Below are 21,579 nucleotides of genomic sequence, written 5' to 3'. Positions count from 1 at the left end.
GCTCGGGACAAGCCGCCTGCCGTCATCATGTGGCATCATGATTGAGAAGTCGTTTCTCACCGTCGCGATCCTGCTCGGGCTCTATGGTTTCATCCAGCCCGTGCTCTATCGCCTCCGCCGTATCGCGCAGGCCACCGGGCCGTTTCGCATCGACCGGGTGCCGCGACGGCTGATGCGATTCGTCTGGGAGGTCATTCTCCAAGGCAAGGTGATCACCCAGCGCCCCTTCGCTGGATTCATGCACGCTCTGGTCTTCTGGGGTTTCTTGACATTCATCCCAGTCACGCTCGATCATTTTGCTCACGGGTATGGCGGGACAATCCTGGGGCATGGCGTCCTGCGGACCGTTGTGGCGACGATCGTCGCGGTCTTCGCGGTCGCGGTCTTGATCGGCATCATGGCGTTGGCGATCCGTCGCTTTGCCTGGCGCCCGGCGGCGTTGGGTACTGTCAAGATCGAATCGGGAATCGTGGCGTTCTTGATCGCCTTCTTGATGGTCACATATCTCCTCGACCTCTATGTCCTGATCGATCGCAGCACGGCGACAGCCCGTGTCAACTGGTGGCTCCATGCGCTCGCCATCCTCGCCTTTATGTGGCTGATCCCCCGTTCGAAGCACCTGCATCTGGTGCTCTCGCCGGTGACCACCTTCCTGAAGGACTTCGAGCTGGCGAAGCTGCGCCCGCTCGACTTTGAGAAAGAGCAATTCGGCGCCGCCAAGCTGACCGATCTGTCATCGCACACGGCGCTCGGCGCCTTTACCTGTGTCGAATGCGGCCGCTGTTATGATCATTGCCCGGCGCGCGGCACGGGGAAACTGCTCGATCCCAAACAACTGATGCTCGATCTGCGCGCCGGATTTCTGAAAGACCCACAGCAGGCCATCGTCGGCGCCACCATCCCGGAAGAAATCCTCTGGCAGTGCACCACGTGCGGCGCCTGCACCTACCAGTGCCCGGTCGGGATCGATCAGGTGATTCCGATCCTGGAGACCCGTCGCGGCCTCACCGCCGAGGGGAATGTCCCGCACACGTTCAACACCTTCTTCGGCAATCTGGAACGTTTGCAGAATCCCTGGGCCTATCCGACACCACAGGCGCACGAGTTTCTCCAGGAACACAACTATCCGACATATGATGGCCACGAGTGGCTCTATTGGATGGGATGCGTGGCGCGCTTCGATGTCCAGTATCGCAAGGTCTCGCTGGCATTCAAGCAGATTCTCGACGCCGCCGGCGTGTCGTATGGCGTTCTCCCCGATGAGCAATGCACCGGCGATGCCGCCCGTCGCGCCGGCAACGAGTACTTGTTCACTGAACTGGCGACCGCCAATGTGGAGTTGCTGAAGGCGGCAGGCGTCAAGAAGATCGTCTCGACCTGCCCGCACTGCATCCGCACGCTGACCGAATACAAGGACTTCGGTCTTGATCCCACTGTTGAGATCATCCATCACTCGCGCCTGATCAATGATCTGGTCGCCACCGGGAAGTTGGAACTCACCGCCGATGGCGATCCGGCACGGACCGTCTATCACGACCCCTGTTATCTGTCGCGCTATGGCGAGAAGGGCGACATCGAGAATCCGCGCCGTCTGCTGGCCCAATCTGTCGGTTCGCACCTGGAACCGCAGCGGACCCGTGAACGCTCCTTCTGTTGCGGAGCCGGCGGCGCGATGATCTTCGCCGAGGAGACCAAAGGCAAACGGATCAACCACGAACGCACCGAGGAGCTCCTGCGCACCGGGGCCAACAAGATCGCCGTCGCCTGCCCCTTCTGTCAGATCATGATCCGCGACGCCACCAACGACCTCGGCCGCGGCGAGGATGTTGTCGTGGAGGACGTGGCCCAGTACGTGGTCCAGCGATTGGCGGTGTGAAATCATTGCGGACGAATGTTGTCGGTATATACCTTACGTCGTCCCCACAGAGGGAGAGGAGGTAGAATCCCATGGCCGTGAAAAACCGCAACATGGTCGCGCAAGTGTTCCTGATGATCATCACGCTGGGCATCTATGGCATCTACTGGTTCTACCAGACCGCCTGCGAACTAAAGTTCCTCGCCAATGACGCCGCCGCCAGCCCCGGGCTGTGGACCGTGCTCATGTTCATCCCGTTCATCAACCTGTACGCCGTCTACAAGTACGCCGAACTCTTCGAGAAGGTCTCCAGCGAGAAACTGAACCGTTGGATCATCTTCATCCTCTGGATCGTCTTCTGCCCGGCGATTTGGTTCATCGTCCAGACCGAGCTCAACCGCCGCGCGACGACGGTGTGAGATCCGGTCCCACCACCCGGCATCGAGGACAGGGGGCTTTCAGCCCCCTGTTCTGTCTACGTTCTGATTGCCGCCCGGAACTTGTGCATACCGCCTGGTCGACCACCGACCCTGGCGGGTGAACTTGTTGCCATTCAATGAGTAGCCATGTTTCGGCACGGGCCTTGCTGAGTGCGTGAACGACCCGGTGCGACGCACAATACCGGGTCGACAACGGCGAGCGCAACAAACGCTGCACCAGAGATCCAGGAGGCACAACATGTCAGCCAAGAAGTCACACATCTGGTGGATCGCCGTGGCGATGGTCACGTTGACCTCCGCCACCGCCGATGCCCGCATCCGCTACCGCGACCTGCGAGATCCCAACATGGACTACACCCAGAAGGGATTTCAGATCTATGCCGGCCTCGGCGGCCAGAGCTACACGATCGATGACGATGACTACGACTACCTCGATGAACTCGACTCCGACGGTTCATTCTTCTTCGGGCTGGCGCTCGGCATCGACCGTAGCATCTCGCTCTTCTTCGAGGGGAACGGCTCGGAGCACAACACGCCACAGGGCGACATGACCTTTGGCTATGGCCACTTCGGGATCAAGTATGCCCCCAACAGCGGCTATCGCCACCTGTGGCAGCCGTACGGCAAGGTCTCGTTCGGCGGCGTCTTCCTCTGGGAGGACCAGACCCGCTATGCGATGCGCCATCGCCACGAGGACGACAACGGGTACTTTGGCCCCTCGGTCGGGCTGGCATTGGGAATCGACAAGTTCATCGGCCGGCGCACGGCGCTCTTTGCCGAGGTGGGGATGCTCTCCGGGCAGCTCGACACCCGGGTGATCAACGACGACGACTATGAGTTGGCCGACGACATCGCGATCACCTCGGGCCGCGTGCAGTTCGGCCTGCGGTTCCGTCTGTAGCACCTTCGCGTGCCCGCGATCTCCGATCGCGGAACTCATGTCAGGAGCGCAGCTCGACTTCGTTCGCTGCAAGCAGGGCTCCTGACCTACAGTCGGGTGTTGATAACCCCTCCCTCCGGGAGAGGTCGCCCGCCGCAGGCGGGCGGGTGAGGGAAGATAGAACCGAGGTCAGGGGCAGGGAGAGACGAACGGCGCATCCGTTGCGGACGGATGCGCCGTTGCCGTATTGCGCCGCTAATCGCTACTTCACGATCTTGGAATTGCACTCCACCTTGATCATGCCATTCTCGATGGTCACGGTGGCGTCCTGCACTCCTTGGGCCGCCAACTGCCGCTTGATCTCGGCGATCTTCTCGTCATCGGTCAGGGTGGAATCGGGCAGGACGACCTTCGCCGCGATCGTACCGTCTGCACCCATCCCCGGCTCGGCACCGTTGACGACGCACTTCAGTTGCGCCTCCACAGAACCTTCACCGGCATCGCCGCTCAGTCCGATCTGGACGGTCGTGCAGGAATCGCTCTGGCTCTTTCGGACCGTCACATTCGCCGCCTGTATTCCTTGTGCTTCCAGTTGCTGACGGACTTCCGCGGCCATCTCATCCTCGGTCTTCCCCTCGCCGGAGACACTGATCTCCACCACCCGTGAGCCGATTTGGGCCAAGAGACTCCCCGATTCACGCACCCGCCAAGGCGCGATCATCACATTGCCCACCTCCGCCGGAATCAAATCGCGCGTCGCCGCGAAGGCCGCCATCGCATCGGACGAAGAACCATGGACATAGTAGGCCAGCGCCCGGCCACCGGCCTCATTCGACCAGGCGACATTCACCGCGCCCAATCCGGAGGCCGCCAGCCGTTCCGTGAGCGCATTCAGGTCCACCTGCGCCATCTCGGGATCAGCGGAGGTCATCAACAGGCGCGTCCCCACCGTGTGCTCATAGGAGAACGGCACCAACACCAGAAACGCCAGCACCACCGCGGCCGCCGCCAAGCTCACACTCCAACGGCGCCGCGCCGATGCCAACGGGTTCTTCACAAACGATTTCATCGGATGTCTCCTTTCCGGCTCGACCACCGCTTTCACCCAGGCCGACGCGATCCCCATCGCATGCACGGCATCCCCATCCGTACGCGCCGCCGCCAAGCCATCGCGCAGGAGGCGCTCCGCCTCCCAGACACGACGGCACTCCGGGCAGGCACGGATGTGCGCCGCCGCATCGGGAGAGTGAAACCCAATCGGGTCACTCAGTCGCCGTTTGAGTTCGCTGCAGTTCATACTCCACCTCTCGTTGACTCACGATCGCCGCGCTGTCCCCCGGCAGGTGTACCTCAATCGCCGCGCGCATCTTCGCCCGGGCCCGGGACAGACGCGAACGGATCGTCCCTTCAGGGGAATTCCAAATCACTGCCAACTCCGCCGCCGTGTACTGTTCGAGCTCAAACAGCACCACGAGCGAACGATCCTCCGCCGACAGCACATTCAAGGCACGCGCCACCCAGCGCCGGGCGTCGAGACGGCCACGGGGATCCACCGCCGCCGCCCCGGAGCCCAACTCTTCCCCCCGGATTCCTGATTACCCTCCCACGACAGCCAGCGTCGCCAGCGCTTGCGACGCTCGCGGTTGCGGAAGGTGTTGACGATGATGCGGAACAACCATGGTCTGAACCGCCCATCGTCCTTCAGACCGGGTAAACCGTGCCAGGCCGCCAGCAGGGCATCATGGTAGAGGTCCTCGGCGTCCGCCCGCGTCGTGCACAAACGCAGACAGAACCGCGTCGCGGACTGATGCACCGGCTCCAGGAGCGTCTCGAAGCGCACTGTTCGGTTGAGTTCCATGGAGCGATCTGTCCCCTTCAGCCCTTTGGCTGTCTCTGATTATATGACAATCCGGTAGTGAACTTCGCTGCAGCCAACAAGAAAACCGCGCGCCCCCGAGACCGCGTGGCGCGCAAGACGTAGGGGCGTATGGCCATACGCCCCTACAGATCCACCATGAGGGCGGGCTTCCCTCGGCCAGCTCAGGACCGGCTGCCCGCCGAACGATCAGCCAATCGGGCTACTTCCCCTTCAATTCCCCCCGCAGACCCATCACGAAGCAGACCACACCCCAGATCGCCACCAATGTGCCGTACGCCGTGTGATCCCTGTAGTCGAGAAACGCGATGTCAACCAGCGACAGGATCAACAGCACCACGCCCAGCCCATACCAGTTCTTTCCCATCCTACACCTCCTTGTGAGATCAATCCTCCGGTCATTCCCCTATAGCTTCCAAGGTAATGAGGATTCACCAGAAAAAGCAGACCCCTCGCTCCGCTCGGGGTGACGGGGGGGATTTCTGATCTCCGAGGCGGTATTGTCGTTCCGAGCGACTTGTCCCGAACGAAGTGAAGGAAGCGAGGAACCTGTTTCTTCGTCTACGATGGCCTTCCGTTTCGTCTTCTCGGTAGATTGGTAGGGTGCGTGCTTCGCACGCACCGCAATGAAGAAAGGCGGTGCGTTCGGCTCGGCTTTGCTCGCCACAAGCAGAGAACGCACCCTACGCGACTGGTCGAAACCCGCAGAAACGAAACACCCCATCGCGGACTCACAGATACTTCAACACCAGATCAAAATCCGGCCGTTGCCCCATCGGGATCGCCCCATCGGCGACCGCCTGCTGGGACTCGCTCCCCGTGTCGGTTGCGACCAAGAAGACCGGGCAGGCCAGATCGCGTGCGCGACGAATCACCTCCATCGAGCCGCGCGCATTGGCACGGAGGCGCACCACAACGACCGCGTCGGCCAAGGCCGCGATCAGTCGATTGCGATAGATCAGCCGCCCCTTGGTCAGGGGCTCACGCGGAGAATACTCGGAGACCAGCGCGCCCTGGCGCTCGATCTCGTCTGCCAACGTGCCATGTTCGGGCGGATAGATATGTTCGAATCCCGCTCCCAGCACCGCCACCGTCCGACCGCCGCCAGCCAGGGCGCCGGCATGCGCGCCGCCATCGATCCCGCGCGCCAAGCCGGACACAACCGTGACATCGCGTTCCGCCAGCCCCTTCCCCCAAGCCACCGCCTCGGCGATCCCCTCGGCATCGGCTTCATGCGATCCGACCACCGCGATGGCGGTGGCACTTTCGTCGGGAATCGTCCCGCGCACATAGAGAATCGTCGGCGGGTCGGGCAGGCGCGTCAGACGGTGCGGGTACCGCGGATCATGAATACCGATCGGTGCCGTACCAGAGGCGACAATCAGCGTCAAGTCCTCGGCCAGGGCGTCGGTCAAGCCGCGCGCCGTCGCCAGTCGCTCCATCCCATCCTTTGTCAGACGGGCCACGCGCGCCACATCATCGATGCCGCTGTCCCAAATCGCCGCCGGGTCGCCGAAATGCGCCAGCAACGCCGCCACAGTCTTCGGCCCCAATTGCGCCTCGGTCGAGAGGGCATACAGGATCGTCAGGTCGATGGTGACCGATTCGGTCGTCATAGCAGCCAGGTGAAACCAACGACGTCGGCGCCGCCTCGCCGCAACATCGCCGCCACCGTACGCAGCGTCCGCCCCTGATGCCAGCGCCAATCCACCAACATGATGGTCTTGCCCTGGATCGGCGCCGATGCGTCGACACGGTATAACTCGCCAAGCGGCACCGGCAGGTGCGGTTCCACATCCGCGTGTGCTCCCAAAGGCGCGACGGCGGCAATCAGGGACCGGCGGAATCTCGCGTTCAGTCGCTCTGCCAACCGTTTCCCGAGCCATTCCAGGACGGGGACAGGGGCGTAGATCGCAGGCGGTGGAATGAGCGCGACCTCGTCAATGCGACGATCCGACGATTTGCCCAGCAGGAACCGCGCTGCCACGTCCGCCAATCGCCAGGCGCAATCGTATTCCTCGTTGCGTGCAAATCGATACGCCTGCGCACCGATCACGGTGCGGCGTCGCGGCCAACCTTGTGCGAACTCATGATCCAACGACCACGTGGAACTCATCAGATCCCCGTGATCGACCCCTTCAGGAACGCGTAATGCAGCAACATCATGCGGCTCGGGCCGGCAATCAGGATCAGTCATCAAACCAAGAAGATGACGATTCACGATCCGTCCGGCGCTTCGGCGCATCCATGAGATCACATGTGTCGAACGCGGCGACATGGTCGGCGACGGCTGGAATGGCGCTGTTGCGGAAAAGAACTGCCTCTCCCTCCGGGAGAGGTCGATCCGCCGCAGGCGGATCGGGAGTGGTTTCTTTCACTCATCCTGCGGGATGTTCTCAGAACACCTCCGCCGTGAACACTTCGATCACCGTGCCCGGCTCCTTCCAGGCATCGGGATCGAGCCCCGCCTTCAGGCATGTCTGCGAGAGAAACATCTCCCGATCCCAGTCCTGCTCGATGGGCACCTGTGGCAGCAGCACTCCCGCGCGGTGACCGCGTGCGATGATCAATCCATGACGCCCGACCAGAACATCATCGGGCGAATCGACCTTCTGCAGCGGCGATAAGACCGTGATTTCGATTTCGAGATCGTCCACTTCCGATGGCTCGACCGGGAGGAAGCGGTGATCGCGCAAGGCGGCCGATTCGGCCATCTCCCAGACTGCCTCGATCAAGGGCTTGTACGGGCGGACATATCCGATGCAGCCGCGCAGGTGCCCATCGCGCTTGAGCGTGACGAAGACGCCGCGTTTCTCGCGCAGACGCGTGGTCGGCGCCTCGGGACATTCGAGACGCGCGCCTTTGACCGCGCGCTCCAGCGAGCGGCGAGCCGTGGTCCGCAACAGCTCTCGCTCGTGCGGATCGAGAGTTTCATCGGACACCAGGGTTCCCCTGGTTGCGCGCGGACCACTGGCCGTGCTCGCGTGATCATCATGGACACTGGAGGCTGAGCGCCTTTGAGCGTGTGCACGGTCCGGATTGTCCCCCCCTGCGCGGTGAAACACCGCTGACAGATACCCGACGATGTATCCCCGCCTCGATCCGGTCACATCGGCGGAATTGCGTTTGCAGACCACGGTGGCGGTGTCGGCGCCCATCCCCTGTGCGGCGATCATCGCGGCGGTGATCGGTCCGCCGCCGCAGGCCTCGAACGCCCCCGAGGAGAACTGATCATAGAGATCGCCCGACGAATACCGCTCAATCGCGGCGGCCGCCGTGTCATCCAGCCGTTGCGTGGTTGGATAGTCATGACCGTGTGCCAGATCGGAGGAGGCGACCACCAATGTGCGTCCCAAGCGCGCATGCCGGGCGATCAGTTCGCCCAATGTCCGCGCCGTGGTGAACTCCTGATCCCCCATCACCACCGGGACCAAAGCAAAACTCCCGAGAACAATCTGCAGGAACGGCAGATGGACTTCGAGCGCGTGTTCATAACCGCCCCCGGTCGCATCATGGCCGATATCCGCCAGTGCCACCGACGGATCAACCGATGTCAAACGCTCGCAGAAATCGAGATCGAGGGGGACATCACCCAGCGGCGTGCGATAGGCGCCGCCGGAATAGACCGAACCCCCGCGAAAGAACGCCCGGTGCGACGGCGCGATCACGACCACCGTGTCGAATGACAGACCCTCCAGTTGCTTGTATCCCTCCGCCGCCACCGCACCGGAGTAGACATACCCCGCGTGCGGACAGACCAGCGCGGCAATCCCCTCCTGACGGATATCGGTGTGTCGCTTGGCCGCGGCAAAGAACTGGGCAATCTGCTTGGTCAGCGCCACCGGGTCATTCGTATAGAATCCGTCCTTCTCCGCAAAGTGCGGCAGACGGATCTTTTTCGGATCGGACATCGTACGCACAGGCTACCCGACGACTCTCATACGGCGGTCTCCTCACTCACATCCGGTAGTATACACAAACTCCGCCGCCTCCGCAGAGGCAATCCCGCCCCATCCCATGAGGACAAGGGGCTTCAGCCCCTTGACGCCGGCTGCACGTGCCACTGACCTCGGTCAGTGGGTCCGCATCACTGACCACGGTCAGTGCCACCCGCCGTGAAGATGGTGAACGTGGCATTCCGCGGGGCCGATCCGGCGACGGAGTTCTGCGGACCTTGCGAGACTCCGCCGCCGCTGCCGCGGGAATGCCCGTAGGCCGGAGCACCGAGTGCCTGTGTGCCACTGACCTCGGTCAGTGGTTCTTGTCACAGTTGTCACTGACCAAGGTCAGTGGCACAAGTCGTCGCGGCGCGGCGTCCGGGTGCCACGCACAAACCTGTTTGTGCGTGTCCTGTTTGGGGATGAGATGCACGCACAAGCATCCTGACATTGCACGTCAGGATGCTTGTGCATGGTTCACCACGAGTTCACCACGAGTGGCACCCGCAGTAAACAGAAAACAGCGGCCCTCTCTCCGTCCTGTCGGTGGGACAGGACTCCGCCCGGGATGACAGGGGGGCGTGTGGGACGAAACGTGGGCGATCACAAGGATCGCCTACTTCGGCGAGCGCGGAGACCTCGCCGCGTGGGCCAGATCACAGCATGGCCAACAAGGGGCTTTCGCCCCCTGATCCCATAAACCGGACACAAACAGTTGACTTCTCGGTTCGTATAATGCGAATTTGACCAGACCGATGTGAATCAGACTGTTGTAACCCGACACGCGAAGGAGAGACCATGTTTGGTAAAGTCAAAGACAAGAAGAAGCTCGTAAGCGAGCTGAACAAGGCGCTCGGCTGGGAGTTGCGGGCCGAAGCGATGTACGCGCACTATTCCGTCTATGTCGGCGGCCTCTCGGCCGTTCAACTGAAGTCGCACTTTGAGGAAGAGGCCAAGGAGTCATTCGGCCACGCCGCCAAAGTGCGGGAGATCATCGCCCTGTTGGGCGGACAGGCAGTGACCAACCGTGATGCGACACCGATCGTGCACACCGCCGGTGTCCGTGACATGCTCGCCGAGGCGCTCAAGACCGAGACTGCCGCGGCACAGCAATACCAGAAGGCGCTTCCCCTGGTCGGCGACCATCCGGTCATCAAGCACGACCTGATGCACATCATGATGGATGAGATGCGCGCCGTCGACGAACTCGAGAACCTGCTCGGCGAGTAGTATCACGGCGACCCACCCCGGCCTGACGCGCGATCGTCGGCCCAGGAGACGACGTGGTTGACCTCCCCATCGACCCTGCCCCCTCCCCGCTGGCGGGGAGGGCTGGGGTGGGGGAAGATCCCCCCTGACTCCCCCGTCAACGGGGGAGGGTGAGGGGCGGGGCATTTCAGATCAGACCCGCGGAATCTCCCTCACGAGTTCGCATTTCGATTGATGATCTCAGAGTCGATCAATCTTGGCGGCGAGAATGAAGTCGCTCTCGGTCAGCCCGTCGATCTTGTGGGTCCAGATGCGGATTTCGACTTTTCCCCACGCCAGATAGATGTCGGGATGATGCCCCTGCTGTTCGGCCAGCGCGCCGACGCGATTGACGAAGGCCAGGGCTGAAGCAAAGTCCGGGAAGCGGAATTCCCGGCGGATGTCGTGCTCATCCGCCACCGTCCAGTCCTTGACCTGCGCGGCGAGTGCCGCCAACTCCGCCCCGCGTAGCGGCGGCACGCCCCCGCGACAGGGAATGCAGCTCTTCTGAGACAACTCGGTCATTCAGATTGCGCCCTATGACTTATCCGGCTGATCCCGGATCCCGATCCTCTCCCGCGCAGAGAGGGGGAAGAGTAGCCTCTCCCCCCCGAGAGGGGTCGATCCGCCGATAGGCCGATCGGGGAATCGGACATGTCGGATATCGTATCACCCTTCCTCGCCTATCAACGGGATCGATTACGATTCTCTTTGTGTTAGAAGTTCTTAAGAGCGTCCAACAGAATGAGAAACTCAAGGTGCGCTGTGGCTTTAGCATGTGTGATGCGCCGGTGACAACCCCTCATTCCTTCGGTTTCCCTCGACTTCGCTCGGGACAAGTCGCTCAGGGCAAGCCTACCCGCTCCCCATAGGGGAAAGGGGAAGAATCCAATCCCCCTCTCCCTTCCAGGGAGAGGGCTGGGGTGAGGGTCTTGGACAGCTCCATTCCATTGTGTCAAATGTTCTCAGGGAGGGGTTGCAGATCGACGAGGGTCGCGCCCCAAGAGCCGCCGGATTCGTCCCCCGTGCGATAGGCCATCACCGCGGGATGCCTGGCGAGAGAGGCGTGAACAATGCGGCGCAGCGTCCCTGTCCCCTTGCCGTGAATAATGCGCAGTTGCAGGATGCCGTGCGCGCGGCAGACATCGATGTACTCCCGGATCAATGACTTGGCCTCGGACGGCGAGAAAGCGTGCAGATCGAGCGTGCCATCGATCGGCAGTTGAAACGGATCACCGTTCATGACGGGAAGATGGCTCTGGCGCGTACTCTGGCGCAAGTCCGCACGTCGCGCCCGAGGTGCAACTTTGGCCGTGGAATCACGTAGGGATGTGGGAACTGTAAGCGGAGGTCTGACCGATGGTGGCGTTTCTGCTGTGGTGTCTGTTGTTCCTGCTCTGTTGGCCGTTGGCGCTATTGGCCCTCGTGCTCTATCCCTTCGTGTGGCTGTTGTCGCTGCCGTTCCGATTGATCGGGATCACGTTCTCGGCGATCTTTGAACTGCTGCGCACGATTCTCCTCCTGCCGTCCCGCGTTCTTGGAGGCGCCAAGCGGTCGGGCAAGACATCACGGGTCTGAGGGACCTCGCAGTTCTGAGGATTGAATCCCTCACCCGGTCCGTCCTGCGGCCGGACCAACCTCTCCCCTTCGACTTCCCTCGACTTCGCTCGGGACAAGTCGCTCAGGGCAAGCCAAAGGGAGAGGTTATCCACCTTTGAAACTCTGACAGGATCAACCCGTGCTGCGTGGATGGAATGCCCGGACGGGGATGCCGGTCTTTGACTCGGTGTCGCGGGCGATCTGTTTCAGTCGCGCCGGCGGGACCAGACGCAGGCGCGTCTCCGGGACCGGCCGGTCGATCGAGTAAATATGGACTTCGCGCGGACGGATGCGCGCAATGGTTTCCTGCCAGGCGGCGAGGTCATCCGGGGTGGTATTGCCCGGTGTTCCATCGAGGAAGACCGTTTGCAGACAGATGCCATCGCTCATCTCCGTCAATTGATCGACAATCCCCTGCCACATGATGCCGCGCACGGGACGATTGATGGCATTGAAAGACTTCGCCGTACCGGCATCGAGCTTGAACACCGGTAGGTCGATCTGCGTGATGCTGCGCCGCACTGCGTCGCTCTTCAATCCCGTCGCATTGGAGAGCAACGCCACGCGTGCCGTGGGACGGTGGCGGTTGCGCAGCCGGACGACGGCCCCAACGAGATCGGCAAACCAGGGATAGAGCGTGGGCTCGCCATTGCCGGAGAAGGTGATCAGGTCGAATTCGACCGGCGATGTGACTTTCTGCTCAACCGCCCGGACGACTTCCTCGTAGGCCGGCATCTCGGAGGCAAAGCGACCGGCATCCAGCACATGCTTCTTGGTCCAGCCGTAGTGGCAGTACACGCAATTGAAGGAACACAGCTTCCCAGTGCAGGGCATCAGGTTAATCCCCAGCGAACGGCCATACCGGCGCGAGTTCACCGGGCCATAGATGATTCCCTGCTTCAATGGTAGTGTCATGGGAGTCCTTTCCGGGCTGCGCCCCGTGATATCTACGTAGCTGTTCGCGGGCGGGCAATCGGTGGGGGAGAGATTGTGACAGCCATTCTCGTATTCGACCCCAGCCGGGCCTGGAACGGCGACCGCGTGACTTCATCGCGCATCCCGCTGCCCTCTGGCTGAGGAAGGGACAACCGTGCCAGACTGCGAAGCGAAGCATCTGCTTTCCCCACCCTATGAGAGACAGCAGATTCTTCACCCCGCCGAAGAGCGGCGGGGTTCAGAATGACAGCGTTGGATGGTTCTTCAGCAACCTGTTAGAGCCTCTAACACAATGAGCCAAGAAGACGATTCCCTCACCCGATCCGCCTGCGGCGCCGTGCCTGCCGGCAGGCAGGGATCGACCTCTCCCCCTCGACTCAGCTCGGGGCAAGCCGGGGGGAGAGGTTAGACTTCCCTCTCCCCTCTGGGGAGGGGGCAGGTTTGCCCTGAGCGACTTGTCCAGAGCGAAGTCGAGGGAAGTCGAAGGGGTGAGGGGTTGTTGCCGGTGCTTGGCACATGCCGAAGCCAAATCGCACGTTGAACATCTCATTCTGTTTGACGCTCTTGGTCTCGGAGCCGCTTTCCTCTTGCCGAGATACAGGGCTGATAGTATTTTGTAAAAAGAGAGTCTGCTCCCAAAAGGCGCCGGCAAGATGTGCCGGGGCTCCCATCGTGGGAGCACGTTCCGGTCCGGAGGGAGAATGCTCCCATGCCTCGCAAGAATGTGTTGCCAGGAGGTATATCCGTGGGTATCAAACCCAGGCATCTGTTGCTCTGCACTTTTCTGATCGCACAATTCCTCCCCACATCGGGGGCGAATTCCGAGCGCGGGTCGGACCTGGCCCTGTCGCCGCCCAAGGCGGCGGCACATGCACTCGCCGCCCTGCCGCACGGCTCGGGCCGATCGAAAACCGCAACCCCGGCTGTGCCTCTTCCCGGGAAGCTGCTGCCGGATCCATCCCCGCGTCTCACACCCGGCTCCGCGACTGACTACTGCGCCGGCGAGTGGCAGGGACCAACGACTTTCTATGTATCGGGCTGGCTGACGGGACAGGAGACGTATGCCGTGTTCCAGGATCCCGACACGACCTATGCCCATTCGTTCGGCATCTGTGGACCAGTGACTCGATATCCGTTTGACGTCGCGGCCGTGACCTGGGAGGTCTTTGTCGACATTGCTCCGGACTCGATGACGGTGGTCCCGGTGATCTACGAGGCCGACATGGCTGACATACTATGTCCACGACCCGGAAATGTGCTGTGTGCCGGGGCCACGCAGACGGTCCAGTTCCCCTCACCTGGAGTCTATGTCCTGACGCTACCGTTGCCCGGGGCCTGCTGCGTCGACTCGCCGTACTTTGCCGGCGTTCTTCTCCCATATCTGACCAGCGGCGTTGATGTGATCACCGACGGCGGCGCCGATTATGGGCCGATCCCGGCAATCTCCTGCCGGACCTTCAACAATTGGGGCGACGGCTGGTATGACCTCGTGGGGGATGTCTCCTTCAGCACGAACCTCCGTCTCTACTCTGAAGGGTACACGCCGGACGACCCTGGTTGGCGTTGTTCCGGCGCCAATGATCCGCCGGTCGCACTGTGTCGGGACCTCACGCTCATCGCGGACGCCGCCTGCACCGCATTGGGCAGCATCGACAATGGTTCGTACGACCCCAACGGGGATCCCCTGACGTTTGTGCAGGAGCCGCCGGGCCCCTACCCGCCGGGCATCACGAACGTCACCCTCATCGTCAGCGATGACGGTGGTCTTGCGGATTCCTGCACCGCCACCGTGACGGTCATCGATAACATCGCGCCTGTCGTATCCTGTCCGCCGGACACCACGGTCCCGAGCAGTCCGGGTCTGTCAGGCGCATACGTCAGCTTCCCGCGCCCGACCGTGAGCGAGAATTGCGGCGGGAGTTGTGTCGACATCGTCTTCGTCATCGATGCGTCCGGATCCATGGGTGACGATCAGGCGGCGATCGCCGCCAACGCCGGTTCCTTCTTCGTGGGATTGGGAGGGGTCGATGCGCGCCTCGGCGTGTTGGCGTTCACCGACGTCGCCAACCCGCTCAGTACGAGCGGCGCCTACAAGCCCGGCGGACCGGGCACGGGAGAATTCACCAAAGAACGTGGTAGTTTCCAGACCATGGTGACGGCGGTGGGTCATTTCGGATCCAGCACTGAAAACGGCCTGACTGCCCTGCAGAGCGCTCTGGCGTGGTATCCCTACCGGGCCGACTGCCGGCGGGCGCTGGTTCTGGTGACCGATGAGGATGCGGACGACATCGACCAATTCAGCATTCTCTTCCCCGCCCTTGTGTCCTCGGGTGCAGCCATCCACACCGTCATCAGTTTCAGCGACAGTGCCGGGTATTCCGCTCTGTCGGATTCGACGGGTGGAACGCAGCTTGACTTCACTACGGCGTGGGGGTCCATTCTCGCCGAACTGGCGGGCCAAATCCGGATCGAAGCGACCTGTGTTCCTCCTTCGGGTTCGTACTTTCCGATCGGGACCTCGATCGTCCGCTGCGAGGCCTTCGACGTTGCCGGCAATCTGGGGGACTGCACGTTCCAAGTCACCGTCGTGGATACGACAGCCCCGCCGCCGTGTCCGCCCACTTGCGTCGTGCGTGACACCGCCTTCTTCCTGTGCGCGCCGGCACAAGTGCGCGTACCCGTCCAAGCCTTCGACTGCAAGGGGGCTCCCGCTGCCTGTGCCATCGTGAGCGGCCCGGGGGCACTCATTGGCAACGAGTGGGTGTACACGCCGCCGGGGGGCGACACACGGGTCGATGTGAGCGTGCGTTGCACCGACAGCGCAGGACTCTTCTGTGAATCGCCGTTCCGAGTGTGGTTCACCTTCAACAGACCGCCCACTTGCCATGTGCCGAACGATACGACGATCGTCCTTTGTGCGCCGGGCACTGTATGCCTGCCCGTCACCGGCACCGATCCCGACGGCGAGCCCGTGACGTGCGTGCTGGTCGGCAGCAAGGGAGCTCTCGCAAATGGCCAATGGTGCTACAGTGTCACCCGAAGCGAGAGCGTTTCCGTCACCGTCCGTTGCCGTGACGCCTGCGGCGCCTTATGCGTCGAGACGTTCACCGTGACCTTTATGGTCAACCAGCCGCCGATCTGTCCCGCTTTGCCGGACACTTCATACGTGTTGCCGCGCGACACGCTGATCTGCCGCTCGTTTGCCGCCACCGACCCGGAGAGCCGCAAGGTCATTTGCACAGTGGCGCCCGGCGGACCCGGGACCGTGACCAAGAACGCGTGGTGCTATGACGTACACGGAAACGAACAGTTTTGCGTCCCGCTCGTCTGCACCGATCCGTGCGGCGCGACCTGCGTCGACACGTTCTGCGTCGACATCACCGTCGCCGGGCCGCCGCGCTGCGAACGGGGCGACACGACTATCGTTCTCTGCGCCGCCGAAGAGGTCCGCGTCCCGGTCCTCGGCTATGACTACATGGGGGGTTTGATCCCCTGTACGCTGGTGGCCGGCCCGGGTTCCTTGGACGGCAACGTATGGGTTTACACGCCCACGGGGAGCGGCACGGTGGTCGTCACGACAGCGTGCACCGACACCCTGGGCCGGTCGTGCGAGAAGACGTTCAATGTCACCTTCGATATCAATCGGCCGCCGTCCTGCGCGCCACCGAATGACACGACCATCGATCTGTGCGCCCCGGAGCGTGTTTGTCTGCCGTTCGCCGCCTCCGACCCCGATGGCAATCTCGTCGGCTGCGAACTCCTTGCCGGGCCGGGCGAGATCTCAGGCGGTCAATGGTGCTATACACCATCCGTCAGCCAGACGGCGAACGTGAGTGTGCGCTGTCGCGACCTCTGTGACGCGGAGTGTGTCTCGACGTTCAACGTAATCTTCAGAGTTAATCAGCCACCGACGTGCGCCGCGCCCCCCGACACCGCGGTGGTTCTCCCTGCCCCAACTACGATTTGCCGCACCTTCCAGGCGTCCGACGCCGACGGGGACCCAGTCGGATGCGTGATTCGCTCCGGTCCAGGATCACTGGTTGGGAATCAGTGGTGCGGCCTGATGACGGACACCGGACAAGTCTGTGTCCAACTCCAATGCACCGACCCCTGCGGTAATACCTGTATCGACACGTTCTGTGTCGACGTTGCCTTCAACGTTGCGCCCGCCTGCGCTCTCACGTCGCCCGATACCGTCGCCGTGGAGTCGGGTGCCGACGTTGCCTTTACAGTGACGGTCACCGACCCCGATGTGGGCGACGTGGTGACACTGTCGTCGTCGAGCTTGCCGGCCGCGGCGGGAATGAACCCGCCGCTGCCACGTTCCGGCCCTGCCCACGACGTGACTTCCACGTTCTCGTGGACCCCTGATCCCGGTCAGGTCGGAGTGCACCGGATCACCTTTGCTGTCAGCGACGACCATGGTGCGTCCGGCACCTGCACCATTGTGATTGTCGTTCTGCCACCCGACCCGCCCCAAGTCGCATCGGCTCAACCAAGCCCCCCGGCACGGGACGCGTTCTGGGATCGCACTGCGGTGTTCTGTTTTTCGGAGCCGGTCATCGTCGGTCCGGATGCGGTGAGTGCGCGCTCGAACCGACGCGGTCCTTTGACCGGCATCACGGTTCGCTATGACGACCCATCCGCGTGTCTGACCGTGAGTCCGCCGCCCTCCGGTTGGCCCCCGGATGATGATATCACAATCGTCCTGGCCGCGACAATCACCGACCGTGCGGGTCACTGCCTCGATGGTAACGGGGACGGGCTCTGTGAGAACGGTGTCCCAGGCGACGATTACGCGCTCACGTTTACCACCGCGCTGGGCGTTTGGCCCGGTGATGCAAACGGTGACAGCATCGTCAATGAAGCCGACATTCTGTCTATTGCCCGTTTCTGGGGGCTGTCTGGGCCGTCCCGCGGCTGGGAGTCCGGTGAATGGGAGTTCCTACCCGCGCTCGGTTGGGAACCCCGGGAGGCGGCCCGTGCTGACTGCAACAGCGATACGCGCGTCGACGCCGACGACATCTGTCCGGTCGCCGAGTTCTTCGACTCTGGTGCGGTCGCGATCCTCGCCACTCCCAAGCTCATGCGGCTGACCGGGCTCAACCCGGATCTGCGCGAGGCGCTGGCCCGCGCGCTGCAGCAATGCGACAGGATCTCGGAAGGAACGCGGGCAGGCCTCATGCGTCTTCTCGGGGAGAATGAACACCTTGTCGAGCCGACGCCCACGGGCTTCCATCTGGCGCAGAACTATCCGAACCCATTCAACTCCGGTACTGTCCTGCGGTTCTCTCTGCCTGCCGCCGCGCGCGTACGTCTGGATGTTTGTGATATTCTCGGACGTGTAGTGACAACGATAGTTAACGACTATCGGGGCGCCGGACTGCATATGCTGTGGTGGGACGCCACCGATGCGCGGGGGCGCGCTCTCGCATCGGGGATCTACTTTCTGCGGATCACCACTGCGGAACATTCGGCAAGCCGGCGGCTGGTCATCGTGCGCTGACGCTGCGCGGGCGGGCAGCACTACCTCTCGGTCAAACGGTCGTAGGATCGGCTGCACAACTCCCGTCAAAGACGGTGCCACGGGTCTTTGGATTCGTGCTCGATACGTGTATTTCGGGAAATCACGGGTCTGAAGTCCCGTGGCACACCCGCGTCCGTATCTCCATCGGCGTCATGCAACCGATGGTAGGTTCCCGACCGCAGAGTGGCCTGAGACGGGCATCGAGGGTGAACTACCAGGTGCTTTGTCATTGACGCATCTTGCGAAGCGATCGGGGTCGCTCGGCCGGGAATGATCCTCACTTGGTCGCCGGCTCCGATCTGGATGCAATCGGTTTGATCGGCGGCCTTTGAGGTCCGGTTCGATGTGGACCTCACCTCTCGACTCGACCGGGGGCCGAGGTCTTCCGGTGTGGTACGGGGCTGCCGGTCGGTGAGCGCGCAGAACCCTCCGGCGATCCTTCGTGGCCGGGTTCACAAACTCCTTGACAATCCGCCGTTAGCCGGCGAACTTTCTTGTGATATAGTAGCAGCCCGCGGCGGGAGCCGCCACCGGCGTCGAGGCGCCGGGGGCCGACCGTCGGTGAATGACCCCAATCCGGCAACAGGTCTGTTCCTTCCTGTACCTGTTCTCAGCGGGTGCGCACCCCATGAGGAGATCCCCACCGGGATCTCAAGCGGTCGTGATGTCTTACCGCGCCTTCATGACTGTCCTGTCGCCCACGTTCCGCGCGAACAGTCGGGTGTTGTGTTTCGACGCGGCGGCGCCCCGCCCCGTGTCTGCCGCCGATCTGGACGGCAATGGGGACGCCGATCCGGCAAGAGCCGGTTACGGCAAGCGCTTCATAGACATCGGAAAGCACCGGACATGGCCGGTTGCATAATGAGAACGGAGAGGATGTGCAGTCTGCCGACTGTGGTCGATTGACGGCCCACCGATCGAGGTAATCGAACACAACACCGCACCAACGACGGCCATCGGATGCGGCGGGCAGAAATGGAGGAGCTCCTGCAACAATCATCGAGCGACTGCGACGCGGGGTCGCCGGCATCCGTCGGCGATTGCCAGGCGACGCTCCTGTCGCGGTGTCGGGAAGGGAAGGTGACGAACAGCGTTCGTAATCAAAGCGCATTACACCTGAACCGAGGTAAAGGAGGCATTCTCCGATGAGCACAAGAAGACTATGGGCACCGTTAGCCGCGATGCTGATCCTGCTCGCGGCGACGAGCTGGGCGATTGTTCCCGACCCCCAGGGGGCGCCGATGACGGTGACCGTTCAGGGAAAACTGACCGGCAGCGGTGGTACACCAATTCCCCCCGGTGAATACTTCTTCACCTTCAGCATTTGGGACGCCGCAGTCAATGGAACAAACGTATGGCCCGGGGTCAATGTGGAGGGTCATCTGATTGGCCTTCAGAGTGACGGTCTGTGGACTGCGTACTTGGGGGAACTCTACCCGATTCACCGGGACCTGGTTGACGACACCGCGCGCTGGCTGCAAGTAACCGTCCTGCCGCCCGGTAGCGTGACCCTGGAGACGTTCGGCCGCGTGAAGCTCGCCTCCGCTCCATTTGCGTTGGAGGCGGCGCAGTTGAACGGCAAGACCGGTTGGGAATACCTGGCTCGGGACGGCGATACCGTCGTCGGCAGTCTCAGCTTTGACGGCGACAACGACGGCACGCTCGACGCACTGATTGACGTCGTGGCCGCAGAGGATGCGGCCAATCTCTTTCTGCTCAATGGCGGCTCGCCAAGGTCAAGTCTGTACGGGCAGGATTACGGGAGGTTGGAACTCCGGGACCTCACTGGGGACCTGACCGCGATTCTCAGTGCGACGTCAAGCCTCGGTGGCCAACTGGCCCTGAATAAACAGGATGGCATGAGCGGAATGCTGCTTAAGGGCGGATCGACCGTGGATGGTGCCACGCTGTCCATGCGTGACGCCGCCGGTTCGGCGACAATCAGCTTTGACGCGGATATGTCCGATAACACCGCCGCCATTCTGCCGAACGATGCCATCTCCGCCCCGGAAGTGCTCGACGAACCGGGAGTGGCGGGCGACAACGCCGGAGCGCTGGTCGCTCTGGATGTCAACGTAAGGAACCTGCTATCTCGTAGTATCACCGCGCCGGGGCCGGGCTATGTCCTTGTCATGGGGGCACTCACCGCCCAATTCATGCATTCGAACGGTGTGAACGACTATGCCCGCTTTGGTGTGTCCGACCAGGCCGGCTCGTTCCCCGCAAGCCAGATGTTCTATCACTCGATCGCCAGCTCTGTACCGAGCGGAATCTTCGAGCAGGTCATCAGCGTTCACGGGCTGTTCCCTGTCGGTGGCGGCTTCTCTTCATTCTATCTCTTGGGCATGGAGGCCTCAGGCACGGTCAGCGTCTATGGAACACATCTGACGGTCGTTTACTTCCCCACGGCGTATGGCACGGTGACTCCCCCCGTTGCGGCCGGGGAGCCGGGTGGATCTGAAAGGGAAACTGTGACATCGTCTGGGTTGAGCGCCCAGGACATCGTCACAGAACAAGCTGAGGCCGAGCGCTTCAACACCGCGCGAATCGAGCGGGAGTTGGCGACGCTGCGGGAAGAAGTCGAAGCGTTGAGTGAGAGGTTGCGCACGGAGGAATCAGCCCGGCGCACACGTGAAGGAGACCGCTAAGATGGGACGCAATCGTGCATTGAGAGTACCGCTTGCGGCGGCGACTCTGGCGCTCGTCCTCATCGGTGCGGGGTCCGCCGACACGCTGGCGCCCGGCCCACCCACTCCGGCCTCCGCGCAGGCGCCGAATTTCGAGCTGAACTGGTATTCGGTCAACGATGGCGGCAAGATCGCTACATCATCGCCGAGCTTCGAACTGGGACTTTCGCTTGGACAATCGGCCGCCGGGGAGCGGACGTCCGCGAGTTTCGAGCTGAACATCGGGTTCTGGCACGGCGCAAGTGCCGATGGATGCTCCTGCCCATGCCATGGTGACCCGCAATGCGACGGCATACCGAATGTGCAGGACGTCGTCCAGACAGTGAACGTGGCGTTCCGTGGTGCGGCACCGGTCTTCGATCCCAACTGCCCCAAGGAGCGCACGGATGTCAACTGCGACGGCGTCTCCACGGTGCAGGACGTGGTGAAGGTCGTGAACGTCGCCTTCCGGGGCGCGAGCAAGGCCACCGAGTTCTGCGACCCCTGTCAGTGAGCGAAACTTCACGACCGCTGAAGCCCATGGGGTATTCGCCCCATGGGCTTTTGCTTTCGGAGAAACATCCATCGGCCGCCAAGTACGAGGGGACCTATTG

At 62.4% G+C, this 21,579-nt stretch carries 18 protein-coding genes; 8 read left to right on the top strand and 10 right to left on the bottom strand.

The genetic code is table 11. The features are described from left to right. The first annotated feature begins 37 nt into the window (after nt 1-37). From AB1792_11415 to AB1792_11405, 3 genes are all read left to right on the top strand, one after another. On the top strand, nt 38-1,876 hold the full coding sequence (locus AB1792_11415; GenBank protein ID MEW5702820.1) for a (Fe-S)-binding protein: 1,839 nt from the start codon (nt 38-40) through the stop codon (nt 1,874-1,876). A 71-nt stretch (nt 1,877-1,947) separates the two neighbouring features. After that, nucleotides 1,948-2,274, top strand: a complete 327-nt coding sequence (locus AB1792_11410; GenBank protein ID MEW5702819.1) for a DUF4234 domain-containing protein — start codon at nt 1,948-1,950, stop codon at nt 2,272-2,274. 259 nt (nt 2,275-2,533) lie between these two features. Further along, nucleotides 2,534-3,196: a hypothetical protein gene (locus tag AB1792_11405; protein ID MEW5702818.1), complete on the top strand. Its 663-nt coding sequence runs from the start codon at nt 2,534-2,536 to the stop codon at nt 3,194-3,196. Between the two features lie 241 nt (nt 3,197-3,437). Here the strand turns inward: AB1792_11405 and AB1792_11400 are convergent, their stop codons facing one another. The 7 genes from AB1792_11400 to amrB all read right to left on the bottom strand — a co-directional run bounded on the left by AB1792_11400 (nt 3,438) and on the right by amrB (nt 8,962). Then, nucleotides 3,438-4,472 carry a hypothetical protein gene (locus AB1792_11400; protein ID MEW5702817.1) on the bottom strand — a complete coding sequence of 345 codons (1,035 nt, stop codon included), beginning with the start codon at nt 4,470-4,472 and terminating at the stop codon, nt 3,438-3,440. Then, nucleotides 4,438-4,674 (bottom strand): sigma factor-like helix-turn-helix DNA-binding protein, encoded by a 237-nt coding sequence (locus tag AB1792_11395; protein MEW5702816.1) that lies wholly within the window; start codon nt 4,672-4,674, stop codon nt 4,438-4,440. Before AB1792_11395 ends, AB1792_11400 begins: the two co-directional genes overlap by 35 nt. A 2-nt stretch (nt 4,675-4,676) precedes the next feature. After that, nucleotides 4,677-5,033, bottom strand: coding sequence for an RNA polymerase sigma factor (locus AB1792_11390; protein ID MEW5702815.1), 357 nt, complete (start codon nt 5,031-5,033; stop codon nt 4,677-4,679). Between the two features lie 220 nt (nt 5,034-5,253). Beyond that, the gene (locus AB1792_11385) at nt 5,254-5,418 is read right to left on the bottom strand and encodes a hypothetical protein (GenBank protein ID MEW5702814.1); all 165 of its coding nucleotides are present in this window, start codon (nt 5,416-5,418) and stop codon (nt 5,254-5,256) included. A 364-nt stretch (nt 5,419-5,782) separates the two neighbouring features. After that, nucleotides 5,783-6,667: a DNA-processing protein DprA gene (locus AB1792_11380; GenBank protein ID MEW5702813.1), complete on the bottom strand. Its 885-nt coding sequence runs from the start codon at nt 6,665-6,667 to the stop codon at nt 5,783-5,785. Then, nucleotides 6,664-7,167, bottom strand: a complete 504-nt coding sequence (locus AB1792_11375) for a hypothetical protein (GenBank protein ID MEW5702812.1) — start codon at nt 7,165-7,167, stop codon at nt 6,664-6,666. The genes AB1792_11380 and AB1792_11375 overlap by 4 nt, the downstream gene beginning before the upstream one ends. A 280-nt stretch (nt 7,168-7,447) precedes the next feature. Next, a complete protein-coding gene (amrB, locus tag AB1792_11370) occupies nt 7,448-8,962 on the bottom strand; it encodes an AmmeMemoRadiSam system protein B (protein MEW5702811.1) in 1,515 nt (504 codons plus the stop codon). An 825-nt stretch (nt 8,963-9,787) separates the two neighbouring features. On the opposite strand from amrB, the gene AB1792_11365 reads away from it, so the two are divergent. Beyond that, on the top strand, nt 9,788-10,219 hold the full coding sequence (locus AB1792_11365) for a ferritin-like domain-containing protein (protein ID MEW5702810.1): 432 nt from the start codon (nt 9,788-9,790) through the stop codon (nt 10,217-10,219). Nucleotides 10,220-10,438: 219 nt separating this feature from the next. On the opposite strand, the gene AB1792_11360 is transcribed toward AB1792_11365, so the two are convergent. Both AB1792_11360 and AB1792_11355 read right to left on the bottom strand, forming a co-directional pair. Next, a complete protein-coding gene (locus tag AB1792_11360) occupies nt 10,439-10,762 on the bottom strand; it encodes a 4a-hydroxytetrahydrobiopterin dehydratase (protein MEW5702809.1) in 324 nt (107 codons plus the stop codon). 430 nt (nt 10,763-11,192) lie between these two features. Beyond that, nucleotides 11,193-11,480 (bottom strand): Smr/MutS family protein, encoded by a 288-nt coding sequence (locus tag AB1792_11355; GenBank protein MEW5702808.1) that lies wholly within the window; start codon nt 11,478-11,480, stop codon nt 11,193-11,195. A gap of 116 nt (nt 11,481-11,596) precedes the next feature. Here AB1792_11355 and AB1792_11350 point away from each other — a divergent pair, with 116 nt between their 5' ends. Further along, the gene (locus AB1792_11350) at nt 11,597-11,815 is read left to right on the top strand and encodes a hypothetical protein (GenBank protein ID MEW5702807.1); all 219 of its coding nucleotides are present in this window, start codon (nt 11,597-11,599) and stop codon (nt 11,813-11,815) included. Between the two features lie 153 nt (nt 11,816-11,968). Here the strand turns inward: AB1792_11350 and AB1792_11345 are convergent, their stop codons facing one another. Further along, nucleotides 11,969-12,751 carry a radical SAM protein gene (locus AB1792_11345; GenBank protein MEW5702806.1) on the bottom strand — a complete coding sequence of 261 codons (783 nt, stop codon included), beginning with the start codon at nt 12,749-12,751 and terminating at the stop codon, nt 11,969-11,971. 766 nt (nt 12,752-13,517) lie between these two features. Here AB1792_11345 and AB1792_11340 point away from each other — a divergent pair. The 3 genes from AB1792_11340 (at nt 13,518) to AB1792_11330 (ending at nt 21,479) form a co-directional block, all read left to right on the top strand. Continuing rightward, nucleotides 13,518-18,278, top strand: a complete 4,761-nt coding sequence (locus AB1792_11340) for an HYR domain-containing protein (GenBank protein ID MEW5702805.1) — start codon at nt 13,518-13,520, stop codon at nt 18,276-18,278. Nucleotides 18,279-19,444: 1,166 nt separating this feature from the next. Then, complete coding sequence (locus tag AB1792_11335; protein MEW5702804.1) at nt 19,445-20,947, top strand: hypothetical protein; 1,503 nt, start codon at nt 19,445-19,447, stop codon at nt 20,945-20,947. Nucleotide 20,948: 1 nt separating this feature from the next. After that, entirely contained in the window at nt 20,949-21,479 is a 531-nt protein-coding gene (locus AB1792_11330; GenBank protein ID MEW5702803.1) for a hypothetical protein, read from the top strand. The last annotated feature ends 100 nt before the right edge of the window (nt 21,480-21,579 follow it).

It is taken from the genome of Candidatus Zixiibacteriota bacterium (assembly GCA_040752595.1).
In the GTDB taxonomy this organism is placed as follows: domain Bacteria; phylum Zixibacteria; class MSB-5A5; order WJJR01; family WJJR01; genus JACQFV01.
This window is presented reverse-complemented; position numbering and strand designations above follow the sequence as displayed.

Coding starts and splice junctions, on each gene's coding strand:
- AB1792_11415 (MEW5702820.1), top strand. CDS start 38: ATGATTGAGAAGTCGTTTCTCACCGTCGCGATCCTGCTCGGGCTCTAT.
- AB1792_11410 (MEW5702819.1), top strand. CDS start 1,948: ATGGCCGTGAAAAACCGCAACATGGTCGCGCAAGTGTTCCTGATGATC.
- AB1792_11405 (MEW5702818.1), top strand. CDS start 2,534: ATGTCAGCCAAGAAGTCACACATCTGGTGGATCGCCGTGGCGATGGTC.
- AB1792_11400 (MEW5702817.1), bottom strand. CDS start 4,472: ATGAACTGCAGCGAACTCAAACGGCGACTGAGTGACCCGATTGGGTTT.
- AB1792_11390 (MEW5702815.1), bottom strand. CDS start 5,033: ATGGAACTCAACCGAACAGTGCGCTTCGAGACGCTCCTGGAGCCGGTG.
- AB1792_11385 (MEW5702814.1), bottom strand. CDS start 5,418: ATGGGAAAGAACTGGTATGGGCTGGGCGTGGTGCTGTTGATCCTGTCG.
- AB1792_11380 (MEW5702813.1), bottom strand. CDS start 6,667: ATGACGACCGAATCGGTCACCATCGACCTGACGATCCTGTATGCCCTC.
- AB1792_11375 (MEW5702812.1), bottom strand. CDS start 7,167: ATGAGTTCCACGTGGTCGTTGGATCATGAGTTCGCACAAGGTTGGCCG.
- amrB (MEW5702811.1), bottom strand. CDS start 8,962: ATGTCCGATCCGAAAAAGATCCGTCTGCCGCACTTTGCGGAGAAGGAC.
- AB1792_11365 (MEW5702810.1), top strand. CDS start 9,788: ATGTTTGGTAAAGTCAAAGACAAGAAGAAGCTCGTAAGCGAGCTGAAC.
- AB1792_11360 (MEW5702809.1), bottom strand. CDS start 10,762: ATGACCGAGTTGTCTCAGAAGAGCTGCATTCCCTGTCGCGGGGGCGTG.
- AB1792_11355 (MEW5702808.1), bottom strand. CDS start 11,480: ATGAACGGTGATCCGTTTCAACTGCCGATCGATGGCACGCTCGATCTG.
- AB1792_11350 (MEW5702807.1), top strand. CDS start 11,597: ATGGTGGCGTTTCTGCTGTGGTGTCTGTTGTTCCTGCTCTGTTGGCCG.
- AB1792_11345 (MEW5702806.1), bottom strand. CDS start 12,751: ATGACACTACCATTGAAGCAGGGAATCATCTATGGCCCGGTGAACTCG.
- AB1792_11335 (MEW5702804.1), top strand. CDS start 19,445: ATGAGCACAAGAAGACTATGGGCACCGTTAGCCGCGATGCTGATCCTG.
- AB1792_11330 (MEW5702803.1), top strand. CDS start 20,949: ATGGGACGCAATCGTGCATTGAGAGTACCGCTTGCGGCGGCGACTCTG.